The 15169-nt window shown below is 38.3% G+C and carries 12 protein-coding genes; 9 read left to right on the top strand and 3 right to left on the bottom strand.

Annotation, left to right across the window (positions count from 1 at the left end; genetic code table 11):
* From RT445_RS01130 to RT445_RS01105, 6 genes are all read left to right on the top strand, one after another.
* The coding region (locus tag RT445_RS01130; RefSeq protein WP_313469413.1) for a PD-(D/E)XK nuclease family protein at window positions 1-1247 on the top strand (1247 nt) is incomplete at its 5' end.
* Window position 1248: 1 nt separating this feature from the next.
* Window positions 1249-4965 carry a helicase-exonuclease AddAB subunit AddA gene (addA, locus tag RT445_RS01125; RefSeq protein WP_312504852.1) on the top strand — a complete coding sequence of 1239 codons (3717 nt, stop codon included), beginning with the start codon at window positions 1249-1251 and terminating at the stop codon, window positions 4963-4965.
* Window positions 4966-5051: 86 nt separating this feature from the next.
* Window positions 5052-6218, top strand: a complete 1167-nt coding sequence (locus RT445_RS01120; RefSeq protein WP_274795678.1) for a DUF418 domain-containing protein — start codon at window positions 5052-5054, stop codon at window positions 6216-6218.
* A gap of 124 nt (window positions 6219-6342) precedes the next feature.
* Window positions 6343-7245 (top strand): fumarylacetoacetate hydrolase family protein, encoded by a 903-nt coding sequence (locus RT445_RS01115; RefSeq protein ID WP_274795680.1) that lies wholly within the window; start codon window positions 6343-6345, stop codon window positions 7243-7245.
* A gap of 168 nt (window positions 7246-7413) precedes the next feature.
* Complete coding sequence (locus RT445_RS01110; protein WP_274795681.1) at window positions 7414-7782, top strand: YisL family protein; 369 nt, start codon at window positions 7414-7416, stop codon at window positions 7780-7782.
* A gap of 129 nt (window positions 7783-7911) precedes the next feature.
* Complete coding sequence (locus tag RT445_RS01105) at window positions 7912-9438, top strand: alpha-amylase family glycosyl hydrolase (RefSeq protein WP_312504850.1); 1527 nt, start codon at window positions 7912-7914, stop codon at window positions 9436-9438.
* 78 nt (window positions 9439-9516) lie between these two features.
* Here the strand turns inward: RT445_RS01105 and RT445_RS01100 are convergent, their stop codons facing one another.
* Complete coding sequence (locus tag RT445_RS01100) at window positions 9517-10374, bottom strand: DegV family protein (RefSeq protein ID WP_274795683.1); 858 nt, start codon at window positions 10372-10374, stop codon at window positions 9517-9519.
* Between the two features lie 128 nt (window positions 10375-10502).
* Window positions 10503-11312, bottom strand: a complete 810-nt coding sequence (locus tag RT445_RS01095; RefSeq protein WP_274795684.1) for a Cof-type HAD-IIB family hydrolase — start codon at window positions 11310-11312, stop codon at window positions 10503-10505.
* Between the two features lie 121 nt (window positions 11313-11433).
* Between RT445_RS01095 and RT445_RS01090 the strand changes: the two genes are divergently transcribed.
* Both RT445_RS01090 and RT445_RS01085 read left to right on the top strand, forming a co-directional pair.
* On the top strand, window positions 11434-12198 hold the full coding sequence (locus RT445_RS01090; protein ID WP_312504849.1) for a prolyl oligopeptidase family serine peptidase: 765 nt from the start codon (window positions 11434-11436) through the stop codon (window positions 12196-12198).
* Window positions 12199-12251: 53 nt separating this feature from the next.
* Window positions 12252-12560: a metal-sulfur cluster assembly factor gene (locus tag RT445_RS01085; RefSeq protein ID WP_103117491.1), complete on the top strand. Its 309-nt coding sequence runs from the start codon at window positions 12252-12254 to the stop codon at window positions 12558-12560.
* 60 nt (window positions 12561-12620) lie between these two features.
* On the opposite strand, the gene RT445_RS01080 is transcribed toward RT445_RS01085, so the two are convergent.
* Window positions 12621-13307: a Crp/Fnr family transcriptional regulator gene (locus RT445_RS01080; protein WP_312504847.1), complete on the bottom strand. Its 687-nt coding sequence runs from the start codon at window positions 13305-13307 to the stop codon at window positions 12621-12623.
* Between the two features lie 270 nt (window positions 13308-13577).
* On the opposite strand from RT445_RS01080, the gene RT445_RS01075 reads away from it, so the two are divergent.
* Window positions 13578-15169: ATP-dependent Clp protease ATP-binding subunit (locus RT445_RS01075; protein ID WP_313469409.1), on the top strand; the 1592-nt coding region annotated here is incomplete at its 3' end.

The following is a 15169-nucleotide window of genomic DNA, read 5'->3' as shown; positions in this document are numbered from 1 at the left end:
ATCCTTATTGGACACTTATTTTTGAGCGTGTACGCTATCCGATTACACATAAAAATGAGGCTGAGCCACTTGAAACCTATATCACACAGGAGTTATACGGACAAAAGCTTACATCAAGTGTGTCACGAATAGAGAAATATTTTAGATGTCCATTTTCTCATTTCACTACGTATGGTCTACGTTTAGAAGAGCGTGCAGAGTATCGCTTGGAAACTTTTGCAATGGGTGATTTATTCCATGAGGCGTTAAAGTGGATTACAGAGGAAACACATAGACAACAGCTTTCATGGATACGTTTGACGAAGCAGCAAATTAAACAATTAGCACGGCAAGCAGTCGAGCAAATTGTACCTGTTTTTTCACATCAAATCTTATTATCTAGTGCCCGCTATCGCTATATTCAGCGGAAGCTTATTCGTATTGTTGAACGCACGATGACGGCATTGACACAGCATGCTAATGTATCTCATTTTAAACCTATTGCCATTGAGGCATCGTTTGGCCCAGGGCAACATGAACAGCTACCACCACTTGAAATTGATTTGACTGGTGGGAAGAAAATGTTTATGCGAGGACGTATCGATAGAGTGGATAGTGCAACGATAGATGATCGCTCTTATTTGCGGATTGTTGATTATAAATCTTCAGCCCGTGATTTAGATTTAAACGAGGTTTATTATGGATTATCTTTACAGGTCCTTACTTATTTAGATGTGGCGATGGAAAATAGCTCTTATTGGTTACCAGGTCAAACAGAGCCAGCAGGGGTACTGTATGTGCATGTGCATAATCCAATGCTAAAACTAGATAAGGATTTAACGGATAGTGAAATAGAAGAAGATCGTTTAAAGCAATACAAAATGAAGGGCCTACTTTCAGAAAATGCTGAGGCCATTTTATCGATGGACGAGCAACTAGAAGAAAGTAGCGGCCACTCTAAAATCATTCCTGTTTATATGAAAAAAGATGGGACACCATCTGAATCACAATCACGTATTGTCCCAGTAAATGATATGAAAAAGCTACAGCATTTCGTTCGTCGTAAACATCAGGAGGCAGGCAATGGTATTTTGTCTGGTGATACAGCTATCAGCCCCTATAAATTAAAGGCAAAAACAGCATGTGATTATTGTCAATTTGCTGCAGTTTGTCAATTTGATCCGTCTGATGGTAAACAAAGCTATCGTCAATTGATGCAAGCGAAACCGAATGACATTGTTGATAAAATTCGGAAGGAGGTAGAATAGCATGGTACAAACAATTCCAGCAAAGCCGGCAGATGTCACATGGACAGATGATCAGTGGAAGGCGATTTATGCAAGTGGTCAAGATACGCTTGTATCTGCTGCAGCAGGTTCTGGGAAAACGGCCGTACTAATTAATCGTATGATTGAAAAGGTCATTGCTACTGAAAATCCCATCAATGTAGATGAACTATTGGTAGTGACCTTTACGAATGCTTCAGCTGCTGAAATGCGCCATCGTATGTCAGAGGCATTAGAAAAGGCTATAGCAGAAAACCCGACATCCAATCATTTAAGACGGCAGCTCAGTCTGGTCAATAAAGCGCAAATCTCCACACTGCATTCCTTCTGTTTAGCCATTGTGAAGCAATACGCCTACTTGCTTGATATTGATCCAGGCTTCCGTATCGCCAATGAAGCGGAAATTGCTTTATTAAGAGATGATATTTTAGCGGATGTTTTAGAGGATGCTTACGATTCAGAGGACGAAGCTCAAGTGCAGGCAATCTATCGTCTTGTCGATAGCTTTACGTCGGATCGTGATGACCAAGCCATCGAAACGTTGATTAGTAAACTATATGATACTTCTCGTGTACATGCTGAGCCTTTAAAGTGGTTGTTAAGTCTACCGAAAGCCTATGATTTAGCGGATGATGTGACCATTGATGATTTAGAGTTATCTCATTATGTCAAATTAACCGTTCGACATAGCTTGGAAGCAGCTTTTGTTTTAATTTCAGAAATGCGAGCGATAACCTTACAGCCAGATGGACCTGCCCCCTATGCTGAAACGGCAGAAATTGATTTTGCTATGATTCAAGAGGGGATACGTATTAGTCAAGAAGGGACATGGCAGGAGCTGTTTGATTATTTTGCAACGGTCAAATGGTCCACATTGAAACGAGTATCTAAGGATGCTTTAGTAGATGTAGATTTACAAGAGCTTGCCAAGAAAAAACGTGAAGCAGCCAAAAAAATAATGAATAAAATGAAAGAAACATATTTTGTTCGTACACCTGCACGCTTGCTTGAGGAAATAAGATTAATGGCACCAACAATTACCACATTAGTGGAGCTAACTGCTGCGTTTAGTGACCAATTCCGACAAGCCAAGTTAGAACGGGGTATCATTGATTTTTCAGATTTAGAGCATTATGCCTTGCAAATTTTAACGGTCGAAGTAGAAGGCGAGCTTCAGCCATCTCCAGTTGCGCTAGATATGAAAAAACGTTTTAAAGAAGTTCTTGTGGATGAATATCAAGATACAAATATGCTACAGGAAACGATTTTACAGCTTGTCAAAACAGGTGAGGAGCAGAATGGCAACTTATTTATGGTTGGTGACGTGAAACAAAGTATTTATCGCTTCCGTTTAGCTGAACCAAAACTCTTCATGCGAAAATATAGTGATTTTTTAGAGACGCCTGAAATGACAGGAATGCGAATTGATTTAAATGCTAACTTTCGAAGTCGTAAAGAAGTGTTGACTGCTACGAACTATATATTTGCACAAATAATGGGCGAGCGTGTGGGTGAGATTCTTTATGATGACAATGCATCATTAAAGCCAGCTGCTCCTTATGATGAGAAAGAAATGCCCGTAGAACTTGTCGTGATGCATCCGCCACAGGAAGAGGAAACAACAGAAGAGCTAGAGGAAATGAGCAATGAAGCCACAGAGCTAGAGGAATTGAAAAAATCACAATATGAGGCGCGCTTTATTATTGATCGTATTCGACAGATGATGGAGGATGGCACAACTGTTTATGATACGAAAACAAAGACAGAACGGCCCCTACAATATCGTGATATTGTAATTCTAATGCGCTCTATGACATGGTCAACAGATTTAGTGGAGGAATTTAAGTTAGCAGGGATTCCATTATATGCAGAATCCTCTAAAGGGTATTTTGATGCTCTTGAAGTGATGATAATGTTAAATGTCTTGAAGGTTGTTGATAATCCCTATCAGGATATTCCATTAGCTTCTGTACTACGTGCACCATTTGTTGGTTTAACGGAAAATGAGCTGGCGAAAATACGGTTAGCCGATCAAAAGGTACCTTTCTATGACGCTTTACGCCAATTTATTCGTAGTGAAGGACATGGAGTGCAAACCACTACGTTTGAGAAGCTGCAACGCTTTATGCTAGCCTTTGAAAATTGGCGAGATTTAGCACGTCGTGGATCATTGTCAGATTTAATTTGGAAGATTTATTTAGATACACACTATTATGAAATGGTTGGGGCAATGCCAAATGGTAAGCAGCGTCAGGCCAATCTACGTATCTTACATGATCGTGCACTAATGTATGAGCAGACTGCGTTTCGTGGATTATTCCGCTTTTTACGCTTTATTGATCGGATGCGAACGCGTGGGGATGATTTAGGCACTGCCAAATCCATTGGTGAAAAGGATGATGTGGTACGCCTTGTGACGATTCACTCTTCAAAAGGATTGGAATATCCTGTAGTCTTTGTCGCAGGTATGGGACGTCCGTTTAACAAAATGGATTTCCATCAACCTTATTTATTCGACCAAGACTTTGGCCTTGCGGTAAAGGCCATTGACCCGGAAAATCGTATCACGTATACATCGTTACCGTTTTTAGCATTGAAGGAAAAAAAGGAGCTGGAAATGCGTGCAGAGGAAATGCGAGTTTTATATGTAGCTATGACGCGTGCAAAGGAGCGACTGATTTTAGTGGGCTCTGTAAAGAGTTGGGAGAAAACGCTTGATTACTGGCAGGATGCGCAAAATTTACCGACAGATGCACCGCTTCAGGAATATTTACGTGCCAGAGCTAATAGTTATTTGGACTGGATAGGCCCAGCGGTAGCAAGGCATGCAGATTTTGCGGCTGTTGCAACTACTTCGTATAAAGAAATGGATGACCCTTCTCGTTGGTCGGTACAAGCTATCAATACGAGCCATTATTCGTATGAAATACAAGCATTGGCTGATGAGGTACAACAGGCACTTGAGATGCCTGAGGATGAGGCATTGTTGGCAGAAATAACGGAACGTTTCCAAGCACAGTATGCCTATCAAAAATCCACAAGAAAACGCTCCAAAACATCGGTAAGTGAAATTAAGCGTTTAGAAAATCTACAGCGCCAGGAGGAACCGGAATATTACTTTGCGACTCCAGCCAAGCAAACAGGCTCTACTATTGCGCCTCGACCAGCTTTTTTACAGGAGCAACAGCTAACGGGTGCTGAAGTTGGAACAGCTGTACACACAGTGATGCAGCATGTCCCACAGTTTGGCTTTCATGATATGAACGAAGTAAAGGTGTTTGTAAAAGATTTAGTAGCAAGACAGCTTTTAACAGAGGCAGAAGGAAAAGTGATTCCACTAGCGAAAATTTATCATTTCTTTACTTCAGAAATCGGACAACGCTTCAAAAAAGCAAAGCAGATACGTAGGGAAATGCCCTTTACCATTAGTCGAGTAGATGATGATGGCGATGCACAAATTGTGCAGGGGATTATCGACTGTTTATTTGAGGATGAGTATGGTAATTGGGTATTGCTAGATTATAAAACAGATCGTATTCTGCCGCATTTTGCACAGGAGCCGGCTTTGTCAAAGGAAATACTAGGGCGTTATGCGGTTCAGCTTCGTGTTTATAGTGAGGCAATTGAATCCATTCTACACATTAAAGTAAGCGATAAAGTGTTATATTTATTCGATAATGAACAGACCATTCATGCTTAAAGAATTAGTTATGGTCAAAGCAGAGCAAAGAAAATTTTAGCTTGCTCTGCTCCAACCATAACTGCTATTCAAGAGGAGGCTATTTTGTGGAGCTAAAACCAACAATGTTGCAAGAACGAATCGCAACATTAGATATTTTACGAGGGATTAGTTTAGTGGGCATTTTACTCGTAAATATGTATACATTTTATTTGCCAATGCCACATATTGATTTGGCATCATGGTTTACAACGCCATCCGATATTGTTTGGCAGCAAAACATTGAAATTTATGTACAAGGAAGCTTTTACCCACTATTTGCAATGCTATTTGGTTATGGCCTTGCCATACAGTGGCAAAAGGCTCAAAGCCGTGAACAAAATTTTTATACGCTAGGACTTCGTAGACTTTCTGTATTGTTTGTCTTCGGTTTTATTCATGCCGTGCTGATTTGGTGGGGCGATATACTCATGATGTATGCATTTTGTGGCATATTTTTACTGCTTTTACTACGTTTAAGTCCCTTGTGGTTATTAGTCAGTGCTGTAATCATTAACGGTTTAATGCAGGTTTTCATGTTATTTTTAGTAGGCATTATTAATTTTAATACGAAGGTTGATGACTATTTAGATATTGTTTCGGTAGAGAAGGCAATTACTGCTTATGGTACAGGAAACTGGGTCGATGCCTTTATGCAACGCTTAACAGATCTCTCTACACAGGCAGGGATAGGGATGTGGTTTGCAGCTTTATTCACTATTTTACCTTATATGCTAATTGGTGCAGCGGCTTCTAAATGGCGTTTAGTGGAACGAGCTAAAGAATTAAAGTGGCTCTGGCTGACATTGGCGATAGCTGGATTAGTCATTGGTGTTGTTATTAAAAGTTTACCTATTATGTTTACGAGAACATATTTATTAGATTATTTAAAGACATACATAGGCGGTCCAGTCTTATCAGTAGGCTATATTGGCATCATTGTATTGCTTTGTTTATTGCCAATTGCACAAAAACTGCTCAGTCCATTTGCAAAATTAGGCCGAATGACATTAACGATGTATATTATGCAATCCATTATTGGAACTTGTCTATTCTATCAATTTGGCTTTGGCTGGTACGGTAAAGTAAGTGTTGAGACAGGGGTATTAATTGCCATTGGAATCATTGTAGTGCAAATGATCATTGCAGAAATTTGGCTATCTAAATGGAGACAAGGACCGTTAGAGGCATTATGGCGTAAAATAACTTATAAGAAAAAAGTGGAAGCACGATAATATTTTCCTCTTGAAATGCATATTCTATGAAGATCTAGTAACTTATAAAATTATTGTCGCAAAAGTAAGGCAATTTCTATCATATTGTTGTATTATGTAGAAAAAAGAAGGAGCTCTTAAAATCATGAAAATTTTATCATTCAAATTAGGTGGACATGTTAGCTTTGGACCAAAAGTAAAAAAAGAAGAAGCGGTATGGGATGTACTCGCTATTCAAAATGAACTTCAAGTTCTCCCTTCTTTTTCAAGTTCAATCGTGGATGGCATAGCTTTAGGCTTTGATTTTGTTGAACAGATTCGTAAATTAGTAGAAGCAGCAGAAAAATCAGATCGTGCTGATAGCTTTAAACGTGAATTTACAGAGATCGAGTGGCTTTCACCAATTCCACGTACACCCAAAAATATTATGTGTATTGGTAAAAACTATGATGAACATGCCAAAGAAATGGGTGCCGATGCAGCACCAACAGATTTAATGGTCTTTACAAAATCTCCAACTGCTATTGCTGCGGATGGACAAACGATTTCCATTCATGCGGATCTTTCTTCAAAAATGGACTATGAAGGCGAGCTAGCTGTCGTTATTGGAAAACGTGGTAAAAATATTCCTAAAAACCTAGCATATGATTATGTATTTGGCTATACAATTGCTAATGATCTAACAGCTCGTGATTTACAAGATAAACATAAACAATTCTTCTTAGGTAAAAGCTTAGATGGTACTTGCCCTCTTGGACCATACCTAGTGACAAAGGATGAAATTCCTAACCCACAAGATTTAACAGTTGTAACAAAGGTCAATGATGAAGTACGCCAAAACGGTTCTACGAAGGATATGATGTTCTCTGTAGAAACTTTAGTATCTATCCTATCTCAGCATGTTACTTTAGAGCCGGGAGATGTTATTTTAACAGGTACGCCAGCAGGAGTTGGTAAAGGCATGAACCCGCCGCAATACTTAAAGGCTGGAGATACAGTCAAAGTTTCTATTCAAGGCATCGGTACTTTAGTCAACCATTTTGAATAATATTGATTGTCATCCGCGAGAGTTACTACTCGCGGATTTTTTAGCTTCTTCAGCATTGGATTTACGTTCAATTGATGTAAATTATGTGAACACTATTGTAATATTTGAAACCCTTTCCATCGCATGGTAGGATAGAGTTTGATAGAAAAAGAATGAGGTGGGACAAACATGAGTTTTTTAACTAGCCAAACGCATTTGCATATTACTACGTGGGTAGTAGGTATTGTCATTTTTTTAATTGCGGCGCTAATGGGCAAGCAATCTAAAGGATTACATATGACATTACGTCTGTTTTATGTATTAATTATCATCACAGGTGGAGCATTATTTATTGAAGCAATGGACTATGGACAAGGCATGCTTTACGGCTTTAAATTCTTAGGTGGTATTCTTGTTATCGGTATGATGGAAATGGTATTGGTACGCCAAAAGAAAAATAAACCAACAGGTATGTTTTGGATTTTATTTGCAGTATTTTTATTAATTACACTGTTCTTAGGATTTAAACTACCGATGGGTCAAAATTTCTTAGCATAATGATGTAAAAGTCGTGAAGTGTTTGCTTCACGGCTTTTATTTTGTCAAAAAAGCAAATAGGAGGGAACTGACACCTTTTTGCCGTAATTCATTTCGCATTTTCGTAAAATCTTTTGAAAAGATAGCGACGTGACAGTGTTATTTGGTAAAATGACGATGGATTGGTTTGAAAGAGAGGGAATTACAGTGAAATTTAAGAAGTGGATAAGTGCGACGGCTGCATCACTTTTATTAGCAACTTCCTTCGTCAGTACTACACCAGTAGCACATGCGGACGAAGCTGCGTCAACATCAATTGCAGAAGAGAGCATCTATGATTTACTCGTTGACCGTTTCTTTAATGGCTCAGGTACAAACGATTTTGATACAAACACGCAAGATCCTTCTAAATTTGCAGGAGGCGATTTTACAGGTCTGCAAGATAAATTAAAATTTATCGGTGAGATGGGCTATACAATTGTTTCCATTGGACCTATTTTTTCAACAGAGAAATATGATGGCTCAATGCTAACAAGCTACACGACAATCGAACGTCACTTTGGAACTACAGAAGAATTTCAAAGTGTTGTAGAGGCCTATAAAGCTAAAAATATGTCCATTATGGTGGATTTCCCACTCAACAATGTAAGTCCAAATCATGAATGGGTAAAGGATACATCAAAAGCAGACTGGATTGCTTCAACAAATAATGGACAAGTACAGTGGGATTTATCGAACAAAGCTGTGCAAGAGGCACTTATTCAGTCAGCAACTGATTTTGTTTCTACATATGATGTCGGAGGTATTCGTTTAACTAATATTGCAGAGGCCGATACAGAGTTTGTTAATTCGATGATCGCGGCATTAAAAGAAACAAAAGAATCTCTATACGTGATTGCTAATGAAGAAAGTGATGCTAATTTTGATGCGACGTTTTCACCAGCAACAGCTGATATCTATCGTAATATATTTAAAAACGTTGATATGGATTCATCTAAATTAATGGAGCCTTTTACAGGCGAGAAACCAACACAAATAATGGTGGATTCGCTGGAAACTCATCGTTTTACATTCGACTCTGCTAATGAAAATATGTTTCCACCTACACGCTTAAAAATGGCAATGGGTGCTTTATTTATGCTACCTGGAATTCCTGTTGTACAGTATGGTACAGAAATTGCTATGAATGGGGAAACAAAACCAGATACACACCAGCTTTACAACTTTAAAACAGACGAAGAATTGATTGATTATATTAAAAATGTTCAATCTTTACGTAATAAATCAGCTACTTTACGTAATGGTGATTTTGAAGTCATTACAAATGAAAACGGCCTACTTGTCTTTACACGTTCTTCAGACGAAGAAAAGTGGGTAATCATGGTCAATAATACAGGAAAAACACAACGTGTGGACTTAACACCTGAACAACTTGGTGAAGGGAAAATGCTGAACGGTATTTTACATGAGGAAAAAGTTCGCATAAACGAAAAAGAAGTTTATCCTGTTATTTTAGACCGAGAAATGGTAGAAATTTATCAAGTTCGAAATGATGAAGGCTTAAACATGCCGTATATGATTGCACTAGGCTTAGTGTGGGTCATCTTTATTGGCTTTGTTGTCATCATCATTAAACGAGGAAAAGTTCGACGTCAAGAACAAGACGTACAACAATAATAGAACAATAAAAATAGCATGCTAGGAGTTATCCTAACATGCTATTTTTTGTTGAAGCGATTATATCGAGGGTATTGCTTAGCCTTGATAGCTTTTATTCGTAAAGAAAATAGCGATCGTACCAGGTCCAACGTGTGAACCGATTGCTGAGCCAATCATGGTGATTTGAACAGCTTGCGGTGAAAAACGCTCCTGTATAGATGCCTTTACTTCATTTGCAAATGCCGCATCATCACTATGACTAATACCAATGATTTTATTTGTAAAAGTTCCACCACGTTCTTGCATTAAATCTAACATACGATTAAGTGCTTTTTTTCGACCACGTGATTTTTCAATTGGCACAAGCTTGCCATCTTCTACATTTAAAATAGGTTTAATGCTTAGCAGCCCACCTAAAAATGCACTTGCTTTGGATACACGTCCACCTTTGGCAAGATAATCTAAATCTTCTACTGTAAACAAATGCTCCATTTGAGGTGCGATGGAGCCAATTTTATTGGCCATATCTTCTAAGGATACACCCATATTTCGGAGTCGAACTGCTTCCTCTACGACAAGACCATGTCCTAATGAGGCACATTTAGAGTCGATAATGACTAATTTTAAAGATGGATATTGTTCTAATACTTGATTGCGAATCATCTGAGCAGTACTATATGTGCCCGATAATTCTGATGAGAAGGCGATGTAAATACCTTCTTCGTCATTTTTAGCTAGTTCCTCAAAGTGCTTTAAAAACAGCTCAGGTGACACTTGAGATGTTTTTGGCTGAGCCCCTTGGCGTATAGCATCGTATATTTCTTTGGAATCAATTGAAATCACATCTTCATATTCTTTGTTGTTCAATTGCACTCGTAAAGGGAGTAGCACGACATCATGTTCTTCGTAATAAGACTTCGGTAGATCACATCCACTATCCGTAAAAATCTTCATTCTCTTGTCCCCCTAATTTCAACTTACTGTTTAACTTTATTCAGTTAATACTCACTAACTTTAAAGGGGTACCACTGAATAAAGTTAAACTGGTAAAAATGGAATGTTAACTTGAACTTACTACTTAACTATGATAATTTCAAGCGTTCGATGAGTATTTTTGCGATTCCATCCTCATTATTTGTTGACGTAATTTCATTGGCAATGTTTTTAAGACTTGGAATACCATTCCCCATTGCTACACCAAGTCCGGCATATTCAATCATTTCTAAATCATTGTCTTCATCACCAAATGCGATGATGCGCTCACGTGGGATACCTAAATCTTTGGCTACATGCGCAATACCTACCGCTTTATTTAAGCCGCGGCGCACAATTTCAATAATATGAAGAGGTGCACCCCATCGACGATGCTCAATAACTTCTGCGTGCACCGCTTGTAAATGGTCACGTATAATAACCGAATTCGCTTCGTTGGCTTGTATCAATAAACTTGTAGGATTTTCTAAGAGGTGTGTATATAAATCCCCAAGTGTAATTTTGGGATTGCCCATATTAAAGATATTTAAGATACGATCGTCCTCTGTGTGAACATAAACCTCATCTTTTACCTCAGCAATAATATTTTCGTATTCGTAACCTTTGATGGAATCAACGACATCATGTACGACACTTAAATCAATCGGAGTATGCATATGTTGCCAAGAGGCATTTTTAGGGTGATGCACATAAGCTCCATTAAAATTGACAATGGGTGTAGTCAGTCCTAGTTCCTGATAATAAATTGTACTTGCTCGGTAAGGACGTCCTGTCGCAATCATGACTTGATGACCTTGTTCCTTAGCCTGCAATAATGTTTTTTTCGTTTTTGCTGAAATTTGTTGTTGGTCTGTTAATAAAGTACCGTCTAAGTCTAATACGATTAAATGCGGTTTCATAGCTCGTTGCCCCTTTCCTATAGTTTGAATAGTATCTCTTTGTCTTTCATTCGTCAAAATTTTGTCACAGTGAAAAAAGTTTGCTAACATAAAGATGAGACAAGAGTTGGGAGTGACAAAAATGTTTGTAGAAAAAGAAGTGTGGGGAAATATTCCTTTATTACATATACATTCAGACAATATGAATGAAGAAACCCCGGTAGTGATTTTTTTACACGGCTTTATGAGTGCAAAAGAACATAACTTACACTATGCATATCAATTGGTGCATAAAGGGGTGCGTGTCCTATTACCAGATGCAAAATTCCATGGTGATCGCAGTGAAGGCCTATCAGAGATGCAAATGAACTTAAAATTTTGGGACATTGTCTTAAATTCTATTCATGAAGTGCAACAAATATATGATGAGTTAAACAATAAAAATTTATTAGCTAATCATAATATTGGCATAGCAGGCACTTCTATGGGCGGCATTGTCACATCAGGCTGTCTTAAACTGTATGATTGGATACAAACAGCTGCAATATGTATGGGTGCGCCTAATTTTGTTAAATTGGGTGAGTATCAGTTACAGCAATTCGCAAAAAATGGTGTGAATTTACCGATGTCAGAGGAAGAAGTAGAAAAAATAAATGAGCACCTAGCAAAATACGATGTCAGTCTAACACCAGAAAAGTTCGCAGGTCGCCCTGTCTTCTTTTGGCATGGAGAATTAGATAAAACGGTACCTTTCCGCGAAACGTATAAATTTTATGAGACATTACGGGAATACTATCAAGCAAACCCTGAACATTTAAAGTTCATGGTAAATAAAAAGGCTGGACATGCTGTACCACGTGACGGTATGCTAGCAGCAACTGACTGGCTTGCACAGCATTTGGCATAATATGATGCATCTGCTATGATAAGGTTAACACTATGATGGAAGGAGAAATACGAATGGATCAGGATATGAAAGACAGCATGTTAGGTGCATTAGAAAACGTAATTGACCCTGAGCTTGGAATTGATATTGTCAACTTAGGTTTAGTATATGATGTAGATTTAGATGATGAAGGGGTAGCGACTGTAACAATGACGTTAACATCTATGGGTTGCCCACTTGGACCGGTCATTGTGGACCAAGTAAACACAGCATTAGGGGAGCTTCCAGAAGTGAAAAGTACAAATGTTAACATTGTATGGAACCCACCTTGGTCAAAAGATAAAATGTCTCGCTATGCAAAAATGGCACTAGGCGTACGTTAATCTGAAACAGAAGAAAATCCCTGCTTATTTTAATAGGCAGGGATTTTGCATGTAACGAATTTAATCGATACGGCATATTTGTAATGGACAATTTTCACAAGCAATTTCATTTTTTAAAAACTGTAAATCATGAATTGTAATAAAACCTTTATCGAAAGTGACAATGTCGTGTTTTTTTAGATCATTTAACATCCGATTAATCATCTCACGACTGGTCGCACACAAATTCGCTATTTCAGTATTTGTTAGCTGGAAATCAATATAAATAGAGCCATTTTCTAATGATTTACCATACGTATTAGAAAGTCGAATGAGCGTTGAAAATAAAGCACCTTTTTTACCATTTAACACTAAATCACGCAAACGGCTTTGATGCTTCAAGTTTTCTGTTTGTAACCACTTCATATATTCCACCATGACAGTAGGCTGTTCTTCTAATAAATGCTCCAAAGATTTGCGACTTAAAACATACAGCGTAGAAGGTTCTAAAACTTTTGCAGTCATGGAATTATAGACGAGATTACAAAACAACGATCCCTCTCCAATTATACTGTCAGGACCACAAATACGGATGGTTAACTCCTTGCCAGTCTCCGTTTCTTGGCTAATCGAAATTACACCTGATTTGATGTAATAAATTTCTTTTGCCCGTTCACCCTCTAGAAAAATTTTATTCCCTTTATTCACCTTGATAAAGACACCGTGCTTTTGAAAAAGATCCTTAATTTTTTCAGACATATTATCCAATAAAACCATATCTCCAACACATCGCTTTCTTTTTGTAATAAATGTCGATTATTACAAAAGGATAGTGGATTTTTCGATACTAAAACATAGAAACATACCTACTATTATAACGTAAATTTCCATTTTTAAGTGATAAATTTTAGAGCTATTTCTTTGCTTAGAATTGTCGAGTGATGTAAAATAAAGTTAGTCAAAAAAGGTCAAACTTTTCGAAAGAACAAGAATGGGTATAGAAATTATGCGAAACATTAAGGTAAAGGAGTGCTAGCTATGCAATTTCAACAAACTGATAATAAAAAACCATTAGAGCAATTTGGACGAAATTTAATTGAAGAAGTAAAAAATGGCAAAATGGATCCCGTTATTGGACGTGATGAGGAAATTAGAAATGTCATTCGTATTTTAACACGCAAAACGAAAAATAATCCTGTATTAATTGGTGAGCCCGGTGTTGGTAAAACAGCTATAGTCGAGGGTTTAGCACAGCGTATAGTGAAAGGCGATGTGCCAGAGGGCTTGAAAGAATGTGTCCTATATGAGCTAGATATGAGTGCTTTAATCGCGGGTGCAAGTTACCGTGGTCAATTTGAAGAACGCTTAAAAGGTGTCTTAAAAGAGGTAAAAGATTCGGAAGGGCAAATTATTTTATTTATTGATGAAATCCATACCATTGTTGGTGCCGGTAAAACAGACGGCGCTATGGATGCAGGAAATATGTTAAAGCCTATGCTGGCGCGTGGTGAATTACACTGTATAGGGGCTACGACATTAGACGAATATCGTATGTATATTGAAAAGGATCCTGCATTAGAACGTCGATTCCAGCAAGTACTTGTGCGTGAGCCTTCTATTGAAGATACAGTGTCTATTTTACGTGGCTTAAAAGAACGTTTTGAGTTACATCATGCTGTACGTATTCATGACAGAGCCATTGTTGCGGCAGCAGAACTATCTAATCGGTATATTACAGAGCGATTTTTACCAGATAAGGCGATCGATTTGATTGATGAGGCGTGTGCAATGATTCGTACGGAAATCGATTCCATGCCACAGGAATTAGATGCTGTGACCCGTCGTATCATGCAGCTAGAAATTGAGGAACAGGCATTACGTAAGGAAAAGGACGAAGCAAGTAAAAAACGCCTTGAGCAATTGACTGAGGAATTAACAAAGTTAAAAGAATCCTCTGAAGGAATGCGAAAACAATGGGAAGCTGAGAAGGAAATGCTGCATGACATTCAGAAAAAACGAGAAACATTAGATAAATACCGTCGAGATTTAGATGAAGCGGAAAGTAAATATGATTTAAATAAAGCTGCTGAATTACGTCATGGCAAAATTCCAACTCTTGAAAAAGACATTCAGGCATTAGAAAAACAATTAGAAAATGGCGCAGAGTCTCGTATTTTACGAGAAGAAGTGACGGCTGATGAAATTGCTTCAATTGTTTCACGTTGGACTGGCATCCCTGTGACAAAATTAGTGGAGGGTGAGCGTGAAAAACTTTTACGTTTAAAGGATACATTGCATGAACGTGTAGTAGGGCAAGATACAGCAGTTCAACTAGTGACAGAAGCTGTGTGGCGTGCACGTGCAGGCATTAAAGATCCACATCGCCCGATTGGAAGCTTTTTATTTTTAGGTCCAACAGGTGTTGGTAAAACAGAGCTTGCCAAAGCCCTTGCTGCTCAATTATTTGATTCTGAGGAACATTTTATCCGAATTGATATGAGTGAATATATGGAGAAGCATAGTGTATCTCGTCTAGTTGGTGCCCCTCCAGGCTATGTCGGCTATGAGGAAGGGGGACAATTAACCGAAGCCGTTCGCCGCAACCCTTATTCTGTCGTCCTACTTGACGA

The organism is Lysinibacillus sp. (assembly GCF_032093475.1).
Taxonomy (GTDB): Bacteria; Bacillota; Bacilli; order Bacillales_A; family Planococcaceae; genus Lysinibacillus; species Lysinibacillus irui.
Note: the sequence above shows the minus strand (reverse complement) of the source record. Positions and strands in the feature narration are given on the sequence as shown.